Genomic DNA, 20,902 nt, shown 5'->3' with positions numbered 1-20,902 from the left:
GCTAATGTAAGCAATTGCATGGGAAAAGAAAAGGATCAAAATCAATTCGCTCTGCCTCATTGCCAAAAAAAAGTCCATTTTGTTGGTACAAAATGGACTTTTTAAATCTATTAACTAAACCTAATTTTACTATTCATCTGAGAAATGCACCAAAACTCTTCGATAAACATTGAAGATTTTCGCTTTTGACACAAAACCCAAATATTTTTCGTCCTGAACAACCGGAAGGTTCCAGGCTCCTGTTTTTTCAAATCTGCGCATCACTACATCCATAGGAGCATCCACTTCCAAAATAGCCGGCGGCAGTATCATTAAATTTCTTACATAGGTATCATCATACATCTCAGAGTTAAACATGATGTCTCTAATATCATCCAAAAGAACAATCCCAAGTAGTCTTTCTTCCTCATCAACAACAGGAAAAATATTTCGGTGCGAATGCGAAATAATCTTTACCAATTCACCTAAAGTAGCATCAGGACTCACCTTTTTTAAGTCAGTTTCAATAACTTTTCCCAATTTCATAAGGGTGAGAATGGCTTTGTCTTTATTGTGAGTGATTAACTCTCCTCGTTTGGCTAAACGTTTGGTGTATATAGAATGAGGCTCAAAATACATGATGGTTAGATAGGCAATGGTTGCCGTAATCATAATAGGAACAAACAAGGCATAACCGCCTGTTATTTCCACAATTAAGAAAATACCAGTTAGGGGAGCATGCATTACTCCGGCCATCATCCCAGCCATTCCTATTAAAGTAAAATTACTTTCCGATAATTTTACAAAATCGAAACCATTCAACAATCGCGCAACAAAAAAGCCTGAAACTGCACCTAAAAATAAAGAAGGAGCAAAAATACCTCCAACTCCACCACTCCCAGTAGTAACTGTTGAAGCAATTACTTTAAAAATAATGATGAGAAGCACATAGACCAATAGTATCCAATAGTTGTCTTTCAAGAAATAAAAAATACTATTGTTTACAAGATGTGTGGTATCACCATTTAACAAGGCCTGAATGGTGTTGTAACCTTCTCCGTATAGAGGCGGGAATAAGAAAATCATGATCCCTAATAGAATACCTCCTACCAACATTTTTTGGTAAATGTTGGTTATTTTTCCCATGAGTGATTCGAGATACATCGAAAAACGAGTGAAATACAAAGAAACCAAACCAGCAAAAATTCCTAAAAGAATGTAGTATGGGATGTTATTGATAACAAAGGGTTCGCTAACTACATAGGATAGCAAAACTCCCTTGCCCATAAAGAAATAGGCTACACTAGCCCCTGTGATCGATGAAATTAACAAAGGAATTAAAGAAGCCATTGTTAAATCGAGCATCAACACCTCTAAAGTAAAAACCATACCAGCCATAGGTGCTTTAAAAATACCACCAATTGCACCGGCAGCACCACAACCAACCATTAAAGTGATGGTTTTATAATTCATGTGGAACATTCGAGCCAAATTCGAACCAATGGATGCCCCCGTAAGTACTACTGGTGCCTCAGATCCAACCGATCCACCAAAACCAATGGTTAAAGTACTAGCAATAATGGAGGTAAAATTATTATGAGATTTAATTAAGGAATTCTTTTTTGAGATGGAATACAAAATACGCGAAACACCATGTCCTATGTTATCTTTTACAAAAATCTTAATAAATAAAATAGTAAGCAGAATACCAATTGCAGGATAGGCCAAATACAATAGGTTAGCAGAATCAACAGCTAAACGATGAGTTAAAAAATGATGAGTATAATGAATGGCGTTCTTTAATATCAGCGCAGCTACTCCAGTTATTAATCCGACTAAAAAACTTAACAATAAAATAAATTGTCGTTCTTTAATATTCTTCATTCTCCAAATTAAAAACCGGGATAGTAAACTTTTATTCTTCATTCCTTAAAATCAACGTTACGTCTAAAAAATCACAATGCGTAAGAGTCCTGTGGCTGAGGTCAAACGCCCTTTTTCTTGTGTTGCATTAAGGTATCTAGCGAATCCTTCTACAGTATGCAACCAATTGATTATCTGCGATAAATAGCTTAGGTGTTTTCCTTACAGATCTACATTTCGAGTGCAAAAGTAATAGATAATTGGTAAGGAAAAACTCTTTTGGGAGGAAATTTTAAAAACATTCAAGAAACACAGTTAAATAACTGATCTTCAATACAAACAAAGCAAACGTTTGCTTAGAAAGTAAAGCTAAAATACTATTTCACAGTTGGAATTAATCTTCAGAAAAATGCTTTAACATCCGACGATAGGTCGAAAAAATTTGAGCCCGAGAAACACAACCACAATACTTGCCATGATCGAGTACAACCAAATTAAATTTATCAGAATACTGATATTTACTTGCCACATCGGCCATGGATTCATCGTGCTGAATAACAACTTGAGGAACCACCATCAAATCTCGAACAAAGACTTCATTATATCGTTCTGGTTGGAACATAATTTCTCGTATATCATCAAGTTTTACTATTCCCTGAAAATTATTTTCTTCATCAATAACAATAAATATATTTCGATGTGCTTTAGCAATTACTTTAACTAGTTCGCCTAAAGTAGCATTTGCATTTACAGTGCTAAAATCTTTTTCGATTAATCGAGTAACACTCATTAAAGACAGAACATTTTTATCTTTGTCGTGTGTCATAAGTTCCTTGCGCTTGGCCAACTGAATGGTATAAACCGAATGTGTTTCGAAAGTTTTAACAGTTGCATAAGAAATTGTTGCCGTAATCATTAAGGGAACAAACAGTTGATAGCCGCCCGAAATATCTGCTATTAAAAACAGACCTGTTAAAGGGGCATGCAATACTCCTGCAATCATACCTGCCATTCCAATCAGTGCAAAATTATTTACTTCTAAATCCCGCAATCCAAAATATTGAACCAATTTGGCAAATAACACTCCAGTATTAACGCCCATAAAAAGTGTTGGAGCAAAAATTCCTCCTACTCCACCCGCTCCAAAAGTTATGGACGCGGCGATCACCTTAAACAATATAACTAAAATGAGTAGGACAATAAAAACTAAAAAATTATCTTTTAGAGAATAAAAAAATGAGTTGTTAAATAAATAGGAATAATCTCCAGAAAGAGAAGCATTGATAGCATTATACCCTTCTCCGTACAAGGATGGGAAACAGAAAATTATTAATCCCAATGATAAACCACCAAAAATTAATTTTTTATAAATCGAATCAATTTTATCAAAAATATCATTTATAAACATGTAACATTTGGTAAAATAAGTCGCAATTAATCCTGTAAAAATTCCCAATGCAATATAGTAAGGTAGATCGGACATAATAAAGCCATTTTGCACCTTAAAAGGATACAAAACATCCATTCCCAAAAAGAAATAAGAAGTAATTACTGCCGATGCCGATGACAAAAGTAAAGGCAATAAAGACCACATGGTTAAGTCAAGCATTATAACTTCAAGAGCAAATACAATTGCTGCAATGGGCGCCTTAAAAATTGCAGCCATAGCACCCGCACACGCACATCCCAAAAGTAAAGTAATGTGCTTGTAGTTTAGATGAAAAAATCGACCAATATTGGATCCAAGAGCCGCTCCTGTTGCAACTGTAGGTCCCTCCAAACCAACAGAACCACCAAAACCTACGGTAAGTGCCGAGGTTACAACAGAAGAAAACATATTGTGTCGGTTTATTTGAGCGTTGGATTTCGAAATTCCATACAAAACATTTGGAATTCCATGTCGAACAGGACGTCGGATTACATATTTTATAAAAAGAACTGCAATCAGAATACCAATGGTCGGATAAAAAACATAGAAGAAGTTTTGATAATCAGCAGAAGAATTATTCTGTAGTAATGAACTAATAAAATGAACAGAATTTTTAATAATAACAGCTGCTATCCCTGATGTTATTCCAATAAGAATGGCTAACAATGAAATAAACTGACGATTACTTACGTGCTTTAATCGCCAAACCAAAAACCGACCTAATAAAGATTTTTTTTTCACTTTAAAAATTAAATAAAACTCAACATTTTTTTTCTTGATCAATCATCACAGCCTTCTCTATTTCACTTTCGTCGAAAATTAAAATAAGAAATATCTTGCCTAAGATACAAGAAGCAAATCTGAAAAAAGAAGAATAATTGATGCTATTTTAAAATCTTTAAAAAATCGAAAGAACAATTGCGACCCCAAACAAGGCTTTATATGGCTTACCCATGTGAAAAACGTACATTAAATCATACTCACACATCTTATATCTTATCAAGAATTTTTCTAAATTTGTGGCAGAAACAATTCATTCTCGAAAGGCACAAGCATTCAACCGTTGCACTTGTGTCTTTTTTTTGATTGATTTACAACTGAATGAGAAGAAAATGACAAATAAAATAACATCTCTTTTTAAAATAGAATTCCCCATTATTCAAGGAGGAATGGTTTGGTGCTCAGGATGGAGACTCGCGGCAGCAGTTAGTAATGCAGGAGGATTGGGTTTATTAGGTGCTGGTTCTATGCATCCTGATATGCTTCAGGAACACATCCGAAAAACAAAAGCTGCTACCCAAAAACCCTTTGGTGTTAATGTCCCTTTATTGTATCCCGAAATCGATAAGATTATGGATATCATTGTGAAAGAAGATATTAAAATTGTTTTTACATCGGCAGGAAGCCCTAAAAAATGGACTCCTTTTTTAAAGGAGCATGGAATTACCGTTGTGCATGTAGTTTCGAGTGCTTTTTTCGCCAAAAAATGCGAAGATGCTGGTGTGGATGCTGTTGTTGCTGAAGGTTTTGAGGCTGGCGGACACAATGGCAGAGAAGAAACCACAACAATGGCCTTGATTCCATCGGTTCGAAAAGCCATTGAATTACCCTTGATTGCTGCTGGTGGAATAGGATCTGGCGAAGGCATGCTAGCTGCTATGATTTTAGGAGCAGACGGTGTGCAAATGGGAACTCGTTTTGCCGTTTCGGAAGAGTCATCGGCACATGAAAATTTCAAGCAGTCGATACTCAAGCTAGGAGAAGGAGATACAAAACTAGCCCTTAAAAAACTGGCGCCCACACGATTAATAAAAAATCAATTCTTCGAATTGGTAAATAAGGCTGAATGTCGTGGTGCTTCGCCGGAAGAAATGAAAGAAATCCTTGGAAAAGGAAGAGCAAAAAAAGGTATGTTCGAAGGAGAACTGGAAGAAGGAGAACTGGAAATTGGACAAGTTTCTGCGACCATTGATGCAATTCAGCCTGTATCAGAAATACTTGACCAGATAAAAGAAGAATACTTAACAAGTCTAGCTAATTTACAATCTGCTAAATATACATTTTAAAGCAAATCCCATTCGTACCAACAGAGAAGAAACTATGATCGATTTTGATAAATTTACACTTGAGAATGGCTTGCGGGTAATTGTGCATCGCGACGAAACTACACCTATGGCGGCCGTAAATATTTTATACAATATTGGCGCCAAAGATGAAAACCCTGAGCGAACAGGATTTGCTCACCTGTTTGAACATTTGATGTTTGGTGGATCTGTAAACATTCCCAATTACGACGAGCCATTGCAAATGGTTGGTGGCGATAATAATGCATGGACCAATAACGACATTACCAATTACTACCTAACTGTTCCCAAGGCAAATCTGGCAACCGCTTTCTGGTTGGAATCGGACAGAATGCTGAGTCTTGCTTTTGATGAAAAAAGTTTGGAAGTACAGAGAAATGTTGTAATCGAAGAATTTAAGCAACGTTATTTCAATCAACCATACGGTGATGTTTGGCTGCACCTCCGTCCTTTGGCCTATCAAAAACATCCTTACCAGTGGCCTACAATCGGTAAATCAATCAATCATATCGAAAAAGCAACTCTAGATGAAGTTAAGGATTTCTTTTTTCACCATTATGCTCCCAATAATGCAATTATGGTGGTATCGGGAAATGTAGAAACCCAGCAAGTAAAGGAACTATCCGAAAAATGGTTTGGCCCCATTGAGAGAAGAGAAATTACGGTTAGAAATTTGCCGATTGAACCTGTTCAAACAGAGTTTCGAAGCAAACGTGTTGAAAGTAATGTTCCATTTGATGCTATTTACATGGCTTTTCACATGGGAAAACGAATGGACAAGGATTTCTATACTGTAGATTTAATTTCCGATGTTCTATCCAACGGACAATCTTCACGAATCTTTCAATCTTTGGTGAAAGAGAAAAATTTGTTCTCTTCCATTGATGCCTATATTACAGGAGAATTTGAACCTGGTTTGTTTCTTATTACCGGAAAACTGGTTCAAGGTGTTGATATGAAAACCGCCGAAGCTGCTATTTGGGAAGAATTACAGAAAATTGCAAGCACAAAAGTAAATGAATACGAATTGCAAAAAGTCAAAAACAAGGTAGAATCGACTTTGGTATTTTCAGAAATCAGCTATTTGAACAAAGCCATGAATTTAGCTACTCATGAACTACTTGGCGATGCAAATGATATCAATAAAGAAGTAGAAAAATACCAAGCGGTTAGCGTGGAAGATATTTTTAATAGCGCAACAAAGATTTTTAGAAAAGAAAATTGTTCAACACTTTACTACTACGCAAAAAAATAAGAATGGAAAAATTATCTAGAAAAACAGCTCCACAATTTAAGACAGTAGATCATATTGAAATTCTGAGTTCTACAAAGCATTCGTTGAGCAATCATATTCCTGTTCATATTATCAATGGTGGAAGTCAAGAAGTTGTAAAAATCGAATTCATTTTTAAGGCTGGAATTTGGCAGCAGGAAAAACACCTAATCGCCACACTAACTAATACCATGCTCAATGAAGGGACTACTTCTTTTTCTGCATCTGAAATTGCAGAAAAATTCGACTTTTTAGGTGCACACATCGGTTTTTCGACCAGTAAGCACGATGCCAGCATTGTTCTTTACAGCCTGAAAAAACATTTTCCAGAAACACTTAGTTTAACAGCTGATTTAATTAGGAATTCCATTTTTCCGGAAAAAGAATTTAAAACAATTTTAACCAACAAAAAACAACAATTTCAAATTGAGCATCAGAAAACAAATATATTAGCCAGAGAAAAATTTAATGAATTAATTTATGGCGCTAAACACCCCTACTCAAACACCTACGACATTAGTGAATTTGACACTTGCAGCCTTCAGGATGTAAAAGAATTTTATGCCCATAATTACGTACCCAGCAATTGTCATATCATTATAGCTGGAAAGGTAGATGAGACCGTTTTAACACAAGTCGAATCGCTATTTGGCGAGCAAAACTGGAGTCAAAAGGGCAAAGCCAAAACTTTCCAGCACGAAATTAGTAGTTCGAATGAAAAGTTAGCCTTTGTATGTAAAGAAGATGCCATTCAATCGACCATTCGTATTGGTCGTAAGTTGTTTACCAAAACACATCCCGATCATACGGGAATGCAGCTTTTAAACCTTGTACTTGGCGGTTATTTCGGATCGCGCTTAATGCAGAACATTCGAGAAGACAAAGGTTACACCTACGGAATTAATTCCATAATGATTTCCTATTTGAAGGAAGGTCATTTTACCATTGCCACCGAGGTTGGCTCTGAAGTATGCAAAGATGCAGTTCGGGAAATTTTCTTTGAGATAAAAAAATTGAGAGAAAATTTAGTGCCCGAAGAAGAACTTACCCTTGTGAAAAACTATATTTCGGGCGAAATGCTAAGAAATCTCGACAGTCCATTTGCCTTATCGGATAGCTTAAAAACAAATCTCCCTTTCGGATTAAATAACTCCTATTACATTCAATTTATTAAAGATTTAAAAGCCATTACAGCCGAGAAAATTATGGAACTAGCGAACACCTACTTGCAGGAAAAAGATCTATACCTTATAGTCAGCGGTCCCAAAGAAAGTGAAAATGCCCTAAGATATTCATATTAATTTCTTATTTTATCAAACAACAGTATACTTCGACTTATTGACTTCAATATGGATACAAAAGGTCATATATCTTAGATTTGTTACTAAAAAAAGGCCATGTTGCACTTAATTTAGTCTTAAAAAATTGTTAGTTTTCGCTACATTTATACACAGTAGCGAACAATACGGAACAAATAGCTTTTTATGAGCGGTGAAATCAAAAATGATGAACAATTAGTACTGGAAGCCTACCAGGAACTTCTAAAGTATTGCAATAGAAGTCGTGAAGCAGAAAGTTCACAAATGATAGATAAAGCTTTTCATTTTGCATGGAAAGCTCATGAAGGAGTGCGCCGCAAATCTGGAGAGCCATATATTCTTCATCCAATAGCCGTTGCACAAATTGCAGCCAAAGAAATGGGCTTAGGCACCAAATCGATTGTATCGGCTCTACTTCACGATGTTGTGGAAGATACAGAATATACACTTGAAGATATTGAAAACCATTTTGGAGCTAAAGTGGCTCAAATTGTTGATGGACTTACCAAAATATCAGACGTTTTTGATCAGCAAACATCACTGCAAGCCGAGAATTTCAGAAAAATGCTATTGACTTTGTCCGATGACCTTAGGGTTATTCTGATAAAACTTGCAGATAGACTGCACAATATGCGTACTCTTAATTCCATGCCCTTACGCAAGCAAATGAAAATTGCAGGAGAAACTCTTTTCCTTTTTGCTCCATTAGCTCATCGAATGGGTTTGTACTCTATTAAATCCGAATTAGAAGATTTAGGCCTGCGTTATGAGCATCCCGAAGACTTTGAGTTTATCTCGAAAAAAATAGTAGAACAGGAGGAAAAACAGAGAGAAATAATTGAAGGCATCATTGCCCCCATTGAAATAAAGCTAAAAGAAGCAGACATTCAATGTTCTATTAAAAATCGACCTAGATCAATATTCTCCATTTGGAATAAAATTCAAACCCAGAACACCAGTATAGAAGAAATTTACGATCTGATTTCGGTACGAGTTGTTTTTCAATCCAAAGAAGGAATTCCTGAAAAGAATCAATGCTGGAACATCTACTCTCTAATAACAGACATCTACAAACCAAAGCCAGAACGAATTAGAGACTGGGTGAGCACGCCAAAAGCAAATGGGTATCAAGCTTTGCATGTAACCGCAATGGGACCTATGGGAAATTGGGTAGAATTTCAAATTCGGACAGAAAAAATGGACGATATCGCAGAAAAAGGTTTTGCGGTTCATTCAAAATACAACTCTGATAACAACAGTGGAGAATCTGAATTGGATAAATGGCTGAACGATGTTCGGGAAATTTTAGACAACCCCGAAGCCGACGCTATGGCCTTTCTCGATGAATTTAAATTAAACTTATTTTCAAAGGAGATTCAGGTTTTTACACCCAAAGGACATATACGCACCTTACCCAAACAGGCTACAACTCTCGATTTTGCTTACGAAATTCATTCCGACATAGGCAACCATTGCATTGGAGCCAAAGTAAATCACAGATTGGTTCCTTTAAGCCATGAATTAAAAAGTGGCGATCAGGTAGAAATATTAACCTCGGAGAAACAATCACCAAAATACGAATGGATAGAATTTGTAGTAACAGCCCGCGCAAAATCTAAAATCAAATCCGCTTTTAAAAAAGAGAGAAAGGAATATACTTTAAAAGGATCAAGAATGATTGAATACCAATTACTTGATAGTGGACTTAAAGTAAATGCTAAAGCATTTCGAAAAATGCTTGAACATTACCAACTCTCCAATAAAGAGGAATTATTTTATAAAATTGGTTTGGGTAAAATTGATATTACTGAAATTGATGCTGTTGTTCGAAAAAAATCAAAAAATAAATTCATAAAATACTGGAAACTTCAATTCTTCGGAAATTCGGATAATAATGAAGAAGACGATGACGAAAAAGAAGTTCTGGAATCTCCAGAAACTAAACCCAGTTTAGACAAAAAAAAGACTCTTATGCTTACCGAGTTAGCAGCCAATGAGAGTTATAAAATTGCCACTTGCTGTAAACCAATACCAGGAGATGAAGTTTTGGGTTATCTCGATAAAGATAATGTTGTTACCATTCACAAGCGTAAATGCCCAAATGCCTTAAAATTGATGACGAGCCAAGGTGATAAAATTATTGCTGCCGACTGGACTAGTCATCGTTTGATGTCCTTTTTAGCCATTATTGAACTCACGGGAATTGATAAAATTGGTATTGTAAATGAAGTCACCAATATCATCTCGAAGGACCATGATGTGAACATGCGATCTCTTCATTTTGAAAGCCACGATGGAATTTTTGAAGGTTTAATTCACCTCTATGTTCACAACACTGAAGACCTTAACAATTTAATAATGAAACTGATCAAGATTAAAGGCCTTGATAATGTGAAACGTATCGAAAATATCGAAGAATACAGTTGAATTAAAAATTATTCTAAATAAGCGATCAATTCTAAAAAAAATCCTTATTTTAGTCCATTATTTTAAATTAGATTAGATAACACATAGGTTATTTTTGATATGAGCAACGAAGAGACCAAAGAAACCGTTAAGAAGATGTTTACTGAATATCTTCAGAAAAAAGGACATCGAAAAACTCCTGAAAGATATGCAATATTAGATGAGATCTACTCTCGGGAAGGGCACTTCGATATAGAATCGCTTTATATCTTCATGAAAAATAAAAACTATCGTGTAAGCCGAGCAACTCTTTACAATACCATCGATCTTCTTTTAGATTGTAAATTGGTAGTAAAACACCAGTTTGGCAAAAACATTGCTCAATTCGAAAAGGCTTATGATAGCAACAAACACGATCACTTAATTTGTACTCGTTGCGGTAAAGTTCTTGAATTTTGCGACACTCGTTTGGAAGATGTTCGTAAAAATGTTTCCGACGATATGGACTTCAAAGTCTCTCATCATTCCTTATATATATATGGAATATGCCAAGAGTGCAGAAAACTAGAAGAAAAATAATTTATCAACAATCAATATATTTAAAAACCTTTTTAAACAAGAGGTTTTTTTTATGCCTGTAAGCGACTTATCAACAAGATTTTTTTTCACCATAGCTAAATGAAAATAATTATTACCTTTGACTGTTAAAACTTGTAACCATCCTTCAAGCTTTAACAACCGAACCATTTCATAAATCCAAAATAAAATTGGTTTGGATAATTAATTGTTACGAATTACAATCAAATTATTAAACAAATGAAAGTTGATGTACTTTTAGGCCTCCAATGGGGAGATGAAGGTAAAGGAAAAGTTGTGGATGTACTAACCCCAAAGTACGATTTTATCACCCGTTTTCAGGGTGGCCCAAATGCCGGACACACGCTAGAATTTAACAAGATAAAACACGTTTTACATACCATCCCTTCTGGGATTTTCCGTGACGATAAGATTAATGTAATCGGAAATGGTGTTGTTATCGATCCGGTAATTTTTAAGAAAGAAATAGAAGGAATTACAAAATTAGGGATCAATCTTTCCAAAACCTTATTCATCTCGAAAAAGGCACACCTAATCTTACCTTCACACCGTATTCTTGATGCTGCTTCAGAGGCTGCAAAAGGAAAATCTAAAATTGGTTCAACTCTAAAAGGAATTGGACCGACCTATATGGATAAAACCGGACGAAACGGATTACGTATTGGTGACATCAACTTAAACTTTAAAGAAAAATACGATGCATTGGTTGTAAAACATCGCTTAATGCTCGACAAACTTTATGAGTTTGAATACGATATTACGGAATATGAATCGGAATGGTTCGAGGGGATTAAACTATTATCTCAATTTCAACTAATCGATAGCGAACAATTCTTGAACGATGGATTAAAAGATGGCAAATCAATTCTTGCCGAAGGTGCTCAAGGAACTATGCTGGATGTTGATTTTGGATCCTATCCATTCGTAACTTCATCGAATACTGTTTGTGCTGGTGCTTGTACTGGACTAGGAATTGCTCCTAACCGAATTGGCAGAGTAATTGGAATTTTTAAAGCCTACTGTACACGAGTAGGAATGGGGCCTTTCCCTACTGAGCTCTTTGATGAAGACGGAGAAAAACTAAAGGTAAATGGAAATGAGTTCGGTTCAACAACTGGTCGTGCCAGAAGATGTGGATGGTTGGATTTAGTTGCCTTAAAATACTCAATCATGATTAACGGTGTTACCGAATTAACTATGATGAAATCGGATGTAATGGATGATTTCGACACCATAAAAATTTGTACCTCTTACCTGGTAAATGGTGAAGAAGTAGAACACGTTCCTTACGAAATGACCGATGATATTAAACCTGTATACACAGAATTTAAAGGCTGGAAAACAGACATGACTTCTGTTACTCACGAAAATGAATTTTCAGAAGAATTCAATACTTACATCGACTTTATTGAACAAGAAACCGGAGTTCCCGTAAAAATTGTTTCTGTAGGACCAAACAGAGCTCAAACAATAGAAAGAATGATCGATTAATCGATTCCCTTATATATAAAGAATCCCGCTTCTCAGTGGGATTTTTTATTATCATTTTTTTTATCAATTCATACAGGTATTCTAACGTCTTCCCATTCAACATACATCGTCAATGGTTACATTTTTCTACAGCAAACCAGAATGATTAAAAAAAACCCTCTCCAAAAGGAAAGGGATTTTCTATATCGATTAGCCATGCTAAATCTTATACTATTTGCAGTAAGGCTTACTTATTCACACTTTTGATTGATCCTAATTCAGGATAAAATTCTATACTGTAATTTTCATTGATCAACACTTCGGCAGGCATGCTAGCTATTTTTCCAAATTGCGCAATACTCATTCTATCCTTACACAAAATCTCTTTCCCATTTAAAATACTAACATCAGCTCGTCCTGGAATACGGTAGTTTATTAATTTCTGAGGAGCCAATCCTGCGGTTGGAATTACCACCAATTCGCTGGTAGAATCTAAATTCTCAAATTCAATTCGTATTGGCTTACCTGCCAAATCAGTTACATCAACAGGTCCAGCTTGCGGCGACATTCTAAAAACCACAGCATTATCCTCATTTTTTTTCGGTGTGAACCAGAATGTATATGGCTTATAAACACTCACTTTTTTACCAAGAAAAAGAGATAAATATTCGTTTTCAAGCTTTTCCAATTCATCTAAAATAATCTCGTAAGCTTTTCCATCGGGAGGCAATACTTCAAAATCAGCTGTTAGCATTTTAAACCTACGTTTTCGCAATTTAAAAATTTGATGAGCCGCTTCTTCTGCTTTTTCTTCCGTGCTTTTCACCAAAGCTTGTTTCTCTAAAACCGGAACTTTCACAAAAGCAGTATCTGTTTCCACCACTTTGTATACGGTATCCTTTTTGTATTTGATCATCGGATAAATAGAGAATTTACCATATTCTATGTCTACATCCTCATCGGCCAAAACTCGTATTTCCTTTTCTTCGGTCAGCACTGTTTTCGATCTTAAATTGAAACCTCTTATCAATCCTTCGGGAGTCAAAGCAATTAAACTAGGTTCGTAATCAACATCTGTAGTCACTTTATAAAACTGCTCAGGATCCACTTCGCCCTTGGCTGACAATTCAACTGATTTTAATTTCCATTCAAATCCATTTTGTCTTACAACATCCGAAATACCTAAATATTTTAGAGCATAATCGGAAAAAGGACCTTTTTTAACTATGGTTTTTTCGGCCATAACATTCACCTGAATTGCCGTTTGTGGCAAGGCATACACAACAGTACTTGGTATTTCCAGTGTTCTTCTTTTTTGTGCATCTGCATTCCATTTACAGGAAACAATGACAAATGAGACCAATAAAATTCTAAGAATCATTCTGTTCATCACAATCTATATTTTTATTAAAATTGGCTAATTAAACTAAAGTAGATTTTCTTTACAATCTAAATTTCTATTTTTTTAAATGCAACCAAGCTTTGGGCAGGTAATCAACAATATCACCTGCCGTTAACGCCTCAATTCCAAGATCAAGAGAAGCCAGGTCGCCAGCTAAACCGTGCAAATACACGCCAATAATGGCTGCAACATGCGACGGATATCCTTGCGAAAGCAAAGATAATATTATTCCAGTTAACACATCTCCACTTCCTGCTGTTGCCATTCCTGGATTTCCAGTGGGATTAAAATAACAGCTCCCATCGGCACCACAAATAGCTGTGTAAGCACCTTTTAAAACCAAACTTACGCCATGCGTTTTTGCGAACTCGCGCTGCATGCAATTGCGAGTGTAAGCATCATTGCTTTTACCAACCAAACGCTCAAACTCTTTTATATGTGGTGTAAAAATACTTCCTAAAGGTAACTCTTCTTTCAACTCAGGATGTTCGCTAATAATATTAATAGCGTCAGCATCAATCACCATGGGAACTTTTACCTCTTTCAATAAGTCAATCATCGCCCGAAAGGAATTCTGTTTCTTATCAATCCCTGGCCCAATAGCAACGGCTTTAAATGGACTTAAATTGGGATATTCAGTAAAAATAATATCAGACCGATCGATACTTACCATTGCTTCGGGAACAGCTGTTTGAATAATTTGATAACCCAAACGAGGAATATGAGTTGTTAAAAGACCAATTCCAGAACGTAAGCTAGCACGCGAAGCCAATATAGCTGCTCCCATTTTGCCATAACTTCCGCTAATCAGCAAGCCATGACCATAAATTCCTTTGTGATCAAATTTTTTCCTAGGCATGAGCAAGGATTTTACAAATTCCCGTGTCAATATTTTATAGGGAGTTGTCTTACTTGCAATAATATCGGGGTGTAAACCTATGGATAAAACAGTCCATTCCCCCACAAATCCGGCATTTTCGGCAAATAAAAATGCCAATTTTGGGAATTGAAAACTTAAAGTATATTTGGCCTTTATAATTCCCCTTCTATTGTTTTTTGAGTTATCCTCTCCCATCAATCCCGAAGGAATATCTATAGCAATCACATTCGCATCACTAGCATTAATAGCTGTTACAACATCCAAAGCTAAACCCTCTAATGGTCGTGACAAACCAGAACCAAAAATTGCATCAATAACAATGTCATCCTTAAAAAGCCAAGGCATAGAATCCACGGTTGTCATTTCATACAAATCCAAAGTTTTCAGTTTTTTCAAGCGTGCCAAATTAATTTCAGCATCAGGAGATAATTGATCCTTTATTCGAAGTACAAAAACTTCAACTGCATAATTATTCTTAGCCAACAATCGAGCCAAAGCCAATCCATCTCCTCCATTGTTCCCTGGTCCTACAAAAATTTTACAATTTTGGGGAGCATCAAAAGTCTTTATCAGCCACTTGCAAACTTCATCGGCAGCTCTTTCCATCAAGCCAACAGATTCTACAGGCTCATTAGCAATTGTGTACGCATCAATCTCAGCAATCTGTTTCGCAGAAAATATTTTCATTCTTAATATAATTTTGAAAAGTTAGAAGTTCAATTGATTTAATTATTTTATCATCCCAAAAAGTCTTCTTTTTAAAGAAAAAGCAAATCTTAGTTTCAAATAAGAATAACTCCCAACTATCTGTTTTCGGGCATTTATGTTATTAACATCACTTTCAAAGATACGAAACTTTCAAGAATCGAAATACATCCAAAACCGTTTTAAATAGATAGATTCTAACCTTCAATCAATACTGAATATAGATTTTGTACCGTGCACTTGTCTATTAATGATAAATAGGACAAAAAATCAATACTCTTTTTTATGCTTAATGAACATATTTAGGCTCACAATACTAAAAACTATCGGAATACTATTTACATCAGTATTCTTTCTAACCTACTAGAAAAATAGGTGATGTATCTGAAACTTTATTCATATAAAGATTTTTTTGATCAGAAATTCAAATTTCTATTGGCTAATCGATAAAATCAAATAGAATTCCCTTTTGCTATTTCAGACTTAAAGGTATTTTATACTATATTTGCTCTATCTAAAGCAATTCTAAATAAAAGAAACAAATGTTTACAAAACTGAAAAAGCGTTGGAAAATCACTTCAAACATCCAACTACTCCTTATTCTTACTGCCTTTTCACTTACCGGAAGCCTTTCGGTTATGATTCGTAAACCAGTTTTTGAGTACCTATCCATTGGGCCAGACACCAACTTGCTGATTAAAATCCTCATGAGTATTTTAATCATCACGCCTACCTACCAAATACTGTTAGTTCTTGTTGGTAGTGTTTTGGGGCAATTCCGTTTTTTCTGGAATTTTGAAAAGAAAATGCTGAGCCGATTCAGCTCCAAAAAAAAGACAAAATCAATCCCTAAAGAAGCGTAAACAACAAACCAACTGCTACTTAAATCATTCACAGGACTCTATGTACAAAGAAAATATCACCGAAAAATTTCGCCAATTACAAGATCGAATTACAACGGCACTCGAATTAACCGATGGCAAAGCACTATTTGAAGAAGATAATTGGTTGCGTGATGGTGGAGGTGGTGGTAGAAGCCGAGTTACCAGCAATGGAAATATTATTGAAAAAGGAGGCGTACAATTTTCCGCAGTTCAGGGAGTTTTGCCCGATAAAATAAAAAGTAAATTGCAAGTTACAGAAGCTAACTTCTTTGCTACAGGAGTCTCGCTAATCATCCACCCAAAAAATCCTCATGTTCCTATTGTACACATGAACGTTCGTTACTTTGAATTGGAAGATGGCACTTTTTGGTTTGGAGGAGGAATCGACCTCACCCCAATTTATATCGATAAAGAAGAAGCTCGCAATTTCCACCTAAATTTAAAAGAAGTCTGCGATCGTCATCATCCCGATTTCTATTTCAAATTTAAAAAGTGGGCCGATGATTATTTCTACCTGCCCTTTCGAGAGGAAACCCGAGGTGTTGGTGGAATTTTCTTCGATCGATTAAACGAAAATAATGGCTTGAGTAAAGAACAAATTTTTGCTTTTGTAATGGATGTTGGCAATCTGTTTGCACCTCTTTACTGTCAAATTATGGCTAAAAATGCAAATCAATCTTTCTCCGAAAAAGAGAAAGATTGGCAGTTGCATCGACGTGGACGATACGTTGAGTTTAATCTGGTATTAGACAAAGGCACCAAGTTTGGCCTAGATACCAAAGGTAGGACCGAATCGATTCTGGTTAGCATGCCGCCAGAAGTAAAATGGAGCTACCAATATCCTATTGATGAAGGTTCTAAAGAAAAAAAGACCTTAGATTTACTAAAAAAAGACATCGATTGGATTTCATCTATTGAGCATTTTTCGGCAAATAAAATCCTTTCCTAATTGTTTTTATCATCTAAGCAAAAATTTTTATTACTTTAAACAGGGAAATACACTTGCTGCATTTTCTTTTTAATTTCACCAATCAATCCATTAGCATGCAAAAAAAAACTACGGTTCTACTTCTTAATCTGGGCACCCCAAAAAGTCCAAAGGTTTCAGATGTTCGCACTTATCTTTTCGAGTTTTTGAACGACCGTAGAGTAATTGATATTCCCTGGCTACTACGAAAAATTCTAGTCAATTTAATTATTGTACCTTTTCGATCCAAAGCCTCTTCGAAAATTTACAAGCAATTGTGGACCAAAGATGGATCTCCCTTATTGATATATGCAGAAAAAGTAAAAGATCTTTTGCAAAAGGAATTGGACAATAATTTCACCGTTGAAATAGCGATGCGTTATGAACAACCATCCATGAAAAATGTTTTGAGGAAAATTCAGAAAAACATGCCCGACCAACTCATTATTTTACCCATGTATCCACAATATGCCTCCTCATCCACTGGTTCGACTTTCGAGAAAGCCATGGAAATCATTAAAAAATGGGAGGTTATTCCAGAGGTTAAATTCATCAATCAATTTTTCGATCACCAAGGCTATTTGGAAACAATTGCCGAGCAAGCACGAAAACACAATATCGACGATTTTGATCACGTGATTTTCTCCTATCACGGTTTGCCAATCCGGCAAATTAATAAGGTTCATCCGCATCGCAATTGTTTTGATTGCGATTGCCACAAACAATTTAAACCAGATACCGATTATTATTGCTACCGAGCAACCTGCTTTGAAACAAGTCGTTTACTTGCCGAAAAACTAGGTATTTCAAAAGAAAAATATACTGTTTCTTTCCAATCGCGACTCGATAAAAACTGGTTAGAACCCTTTTCAGATAAAATAGTGGAAGAAAAAGCAAAAAATGGTGCCAAAAAACTTCTTGTTTTTAGTCCTGCATTTGTAGCAGATTGCTTGGAAACTACCGTTGAAATAGGAATTGAATATCGTGAAATATTTACCAAAAATGGAGGTGATAAATTGGTTTTGGTCGAAAGCTTAAACGATCACCCCAAATGGATTGCCACGCTAAAAGATTTGGTTCTTAACCGTTAATCATTTCTAGCGTAAAAAAATCCTGAAAAAGATTTTTTTGCGCTATCCTGTAAATTTTTAAAAAGCAAACTCCAAAAAAAACATTGCAGGCTTGCAATCGCGAAAATCTTCCGAAAGATAAAGGGTTTGGGCTACTTCGTTATCGCAACGTACCTCTAAAGTAATTTTACAGCAATTTCGATTCTTAGCTATTTGTTTGACCGATTGCATTAAAAACCGGCCTACACCTTTTCCTCTTTCATCTGGCATCACAATAAAATCATGGATATTTAGCAAAGAACGCATTTTAAAGGTCGAAAAATTCACAAAACAATTGGCCAAAGCGATGCAACGCTCTTGATTTTTCACCAGTACACCCACATAATTCGTCTGATTTTTCAGACCTTCCACTAAAGCTGGAAAACTCTTTAAAGAAATCGCCTTTGAACAACCCATAGGATCAAGCATATAAGCATTCATCAATTCAAATAAGGCTGCCCGATGTTCCTCATCGCAAAGATTCATTTCAACAAAGGAATAGGAATTTGAAATCATTGTTTTTGTATGTGAAAATATTCTACTCTCTTACAATTTTAAACTATAACTTAAATCGCCAGGTCTCAATCTCATATTTTTTCACTCTCGTTCCCAACATCCTTTCGGTGATATGAAGTAATTCTGCAGCTTTTGTTACATTGCCGGCTGTAGTTGTTAAAGCATCTCTAATCAATTGCTTCTCGAGTTGTTCTACCACCACCATCATTCCACCTTCAAACGAACTATTCGTTGAATCAGCAGTTTGCAGAGTTGGCGGCAGATCGTAACTATGAACTACATTGTCTTTCGCCATAATGCACGATCGCTCAATTACATTCTCTAATTCCCTGATATTTCCAGGCCACCGGTGAACCATTAACATGTTTAAAGCCGAAGTTGTAATTCTTTTAATTTGATAATTATTCTTCCGATTAAATTTATCAATAAAATGATCCACCAAAATAGGAATATCATCCCTTCTATGTCGCAATGGAGGAATAAATATTGGAAAAACATTAATACGATAATAAAAGTCCTCTCTAAATTCTCCTTTTTCGATTAATTCCTCAAGATTTCGATTGGTGGCAGCTATTATCCGTACATTCACTTTAATGGTTTTACTTCCTCCAACTCTCTCAAATTCTCGCTCCTGTAAAACTCTCAATAACTTCACTTGCGTGGATAAAGGTAGGTCGCCAATTTCATCCAGAAAAACAGTTCCTCCATTGGCCAATTCAAATCTTCCTTTTCGCATCTGATCAGCTCCCGTATAAGCTCCCTTTTCGTGACCAAAAAGTTCATTCTCAATTAAGTTCTCAGGCAAAGCCGAACAATTTACTTTAATAAGATTATTTGATTTCTGCTTGCTCTTATTGTGAATTTCTTCCGCAAAAAGTTCTTTCCCAATTCCACTTTCTCCCCGCAAAAGAACCGTACTATTGGTTTGCGCCACTCGATTTACCAGAGCATACAGATCGCACATTTTGCCTGAATTTCCAATAATATTTTGTGGTTTTTGGCTTTCTAGCTGACTTTGTAAATCCCTATTTTGTTCCCTCAAAGCCTCTAACTCCTCAAGCTTTCCTTGTTTATAACGAGCAGATTTAGCAATCATAGAACCAACAATGCTTAGAAGTTGAATATCTTCATTTACCGTGATATTAGAATTATAAACCCTCACCACACTTAAGGCGCCTGTAATTACATTATCAAGTAAAAGAGGTACACAAATAAAAGTTAACTCCTTCCCATCTTTGGTAAGCTCTGTTTTAATCTTATTTATAAATAACTTTGATTTCGATATCTCAGAAATAACTATCGGTTTAGATAGCTCAATTACCTTTCCTATAATACCCTCCCCTAAATCATATTTACCTCTTGCCTGTTGCGAAGGACTCAAACCATAAGCCGCTTCAATCATTATTCGGCTAGTTTGTCGGTTAAAAATGGTAATAAAACTTCTTTCTGCATTAAGATGCTTGACTAGAGACGATAATATTGGGGATAGATCCTTTTTTAGTTCGTTACTATCTAAAAGTCGCTGACTGATTTCAAAGAGAAGAGACATCTCTTTAAAACCATAACATTCGTTGCCAGCTTTTTTGCAAGTTAAACTCATAATCAAAATTTTAGGGAGGGTGTGACACAAAACTACAAAAAAGAAACACTACCCCAATTATTATACTGTACAATTCGATTATTTATAATTATTTTAAAGTTCACCCCCCACAAGAGTAACAATAAGGCTTTATTTTTACTCTTATTGTTTTAACACCCCTCTTTTACTACTAAGAGAATCATTAGTTTTTGAACTAATTTCCAAATCGCTTAAATACATTTTTGTAAGAATAATATTCATAAATAAAAGTCAATTCCCTATCAATAGACGACTTCAAAGCAAGATTCAAATATGTTCTCAAAAAGAGCTTTTCTTACATATATGTAATATTTATACAGTCCTACACCAAATAGATAATCCAAATTATAAAAACACAACACACTCTATACTAGAACTTTGAGAAGTTATTGTTTACAAAA

15 protein-coding genes are annotated in these 20,902 nt (G+C 35.5%); 9 read left to right on the top strand and 6 right to left on the bottom strand.

All coding sequences use genetic code 11. The features are described from left to right. Positions 1 to 129: 129 nt before the first annotated feature. A complete protein-coding gene (locus tag ABYT26_RS00350) occupies positions 130 to 1,863 on the bottom strand; it encodes a chloride channel protein (RefSeq protein ID WP_372750882.1) in 1,734 nt (577 codons plus the stop codon). Between the two features lie 373 nt (positions 1,864 to 2,236). Next, positions 2,237 to 4,012, bottom strand: coding sequence for a chloride channel protein (locus tag ABYT26_RS00345; protein ID WP_372750881.1), 1,776 nt, complete (start codon positions 4,010 to 4,012; stop codon positions 2,237 to 2,239). 371 nt (positions 4,013 to 4,383) lie between these two features. Here ABYT26_RS00345 and ABYT26_RS00340 point away from each other — a divergent pair, with 371 nt between their 5' ends. The 6 genes from ABYT26_RS00340 to ABYT26_RS00315 all read left to right on the top strand — a co-directional run bounded on the left by ABYT26_RS00340 (position 4,384) and on the right by ABYT26_RS00315 (position 12,441). Next, the gene (locus ABYT26_RS00340) at positions 4,384 to 5,337 is read left to right on the top strand and encodes an NAD(P)H-dependent flavin oxidoreductase (RefSeq protein ID WP_372750880.1); all 954 of its coding nucleotides are present in this window, start codon (positions 4,384 to 4,386) and stop codon (positions 5,335 to 5,337) included. A 34-nt stretch (positions 5,338 to 5,371) separates the two neighbouring features. Then, positions 5,372 to 6,610 (top strand): M16 family metallopeptidase, encoded by a 1,239-nt coding sequence (locus tag ABYT26_RS00335; protein ID WP_372750879.1) that lies wholly within the window; start codon positions 5,372 to 5,374, stop codon positions 6,608 to 6,610. A 2-nt stretch (positions 6,611 to 6,612) separates the two neighbouring features. Further along, positions 6,613 to 7,929 carry a M16 family metallopeptidase gene (locus ABYT26_RS00330; protein WP_372750878.1) on the top strand — a complete coding sequence of 439 codons (1,317 nt, stop codon included), beginning with the start codon at positions 6,613 to 6,615 and terminating at the stop codon, positions 7,927 to 7,929. A gap of 183 nt (positions 7,930 to 8,112) precedes the next feature. Continuing rightward, positions 8,113 to 10,374, top strand: a complete 2,262-nt coding sequence (locus ABYT26_RS00325) for a bifunctional (p)ppGpp synthetase/guanosine-3',5'-bis(diphosphate) 3'-pyrophosphohydrolase (protein ID WP_372750877.1) — start codon at positions 8,113 to 8,115, stop codon at positions 10,372 to 10,374. Positions 10,375 to 10,473: 99 nt separating this feature from the next. After that, positions 10,474 to 10,932, top strand: coding sequence for a Fur family transcriptional regulator (locus ABYT26_RS00320; RefSeq protein ID WP_372750876.1), 459 nt, complete (start codon positions 10,474 to 10,476; stop codon positions 10,930 to 10,932). 237 nt (positions 10,933 to 11,169) lie between these two features. Next, positions 11,170 to 12,441, top strand: a complete 1,272-nt coding sequence (locus tag ABYT26_RS00315) for an adenylosuccinate synthase (RefSeq protein WP_372750875.1) — start codon at positions 11,170 to 11,172, stop codon at positions 12,439 to 12,441. Between the two features lie 226 nt (positions 12,442 to 12,667). Here ABYT26_RS00315 and ABYT26_RS00310 read toward each other — a convergent pair whose 3' ends face one another. Then, positions 12,668 to 13,810 carry a DUF4831 family protein gene (locus tag ABYT26_RS00310; RefSeq protein ID WP_372750874.1) on the bottom strand — a complete coding sequence of 381 codons (1,143 nt, stop codon included), beginning with the start codon at positions 13,808 to 13,810 and terminating at the stop codon, positions 12,668 to 12,670. 67 nt (positions 13,811 to 13,877) lie between these two features. Next, entirely contained in the window at positions 13,878 to 15,389 is a 1,512-nt protein-coding gene (locus ABYT26_RS00305; RefSeq protein WP_372750873.1) for an NAD(P)H-hydrate dehydratase, read from the bottom strand. Between the two features lie 560 nt (positions 15,390 to 15,949). On the opposite strand from ABYT26_RS00305, the gene ABYT26_RS00300 reads away from it, so the two are divergent. From ABYT26_RS00300 to hemH, 3 genes are all read left to right on the top strand, one after another. Continuing rightward, positions 15,950 to 16,270: a DUF6787 family protein gene (locus tag ABYT26_RS00300; protein ID WP_372750872.1), complete on the top strand. Its 321-nt coding sequence runs from the start codon at positions 15,950 to 15,952 to the stop codon at positions 16,268 to 16,270. 40 nt (positions 16,271 to 16,310) lie between these two features. Then, the gene (gene hemF / locus ABYT26_RS00295) at positions 16,311 to 17,240 is read left to right on the top strand and encodes an oxygen-dependent coproporphyrinogen oxidase (RefSeq protein ID WP_372750871.1); all 930 of its coding nucleotides are present in this window, start codon (positions 16,311 to 16,313) and stop codon (positions 17,238 to 17,240) included. A 95-nt stretch (positions 17,241 to 17,335) separates the two neighbouring features. Further along, a complete protein-coding gene (gene hemH / locus ABYT26_RS00290) occupies positions 17,336 to 18,349 on the top strand; it encodes a ferrochelatase (protein WP_372750870.1) in 1,014 nt (337 codons plus the stop codon). A 57-nt stretch (positions 18,350 to 18,406) separates the two neighbouring features. Here the strand turns inward: hemH and ABYT26_RS00285 are convergent, their stop codons facing one another. After that, a complete protein-coding gene (locus ABYT26_RS00285; protein WP_372750869.1) occupies positions 18,407 to 18,883 on the bottom strand; it encodes a GNAT family N-acetyltransferase in 477 nt (158 codons plus the stop codon). Positions 18,884 to 18,926: 43 nt separating this feature from the next. Beyond that, on the bottom strand, positions 18,927 to 20,483 hold the full coding sequence (locus ABYT26_RS00280) for a sigma-54 interaction domain-containing protein (RefSeq protein WP_372750868.1): 1,557 nt from the start codon (positions 20,481 to 20,483) through the stop codon (positions 18,927 to 18,929). Positions 20,484 to 20,902: the final 419 nt, after the last annotated feature.

This window comes from Labilibaculum sp. (genome assembly GCF_041595635.1).
GTDB lineage: Bacteria > Bacteroidota > Bacteroidia > Bacteroidales > Marinifilaceae > Labilibaculum.
The sequence above is the reverse complement of the archived record's forward strand: the minus strand, read 5'-3'. Positions and strand labels throughout refer to the sequence as shown.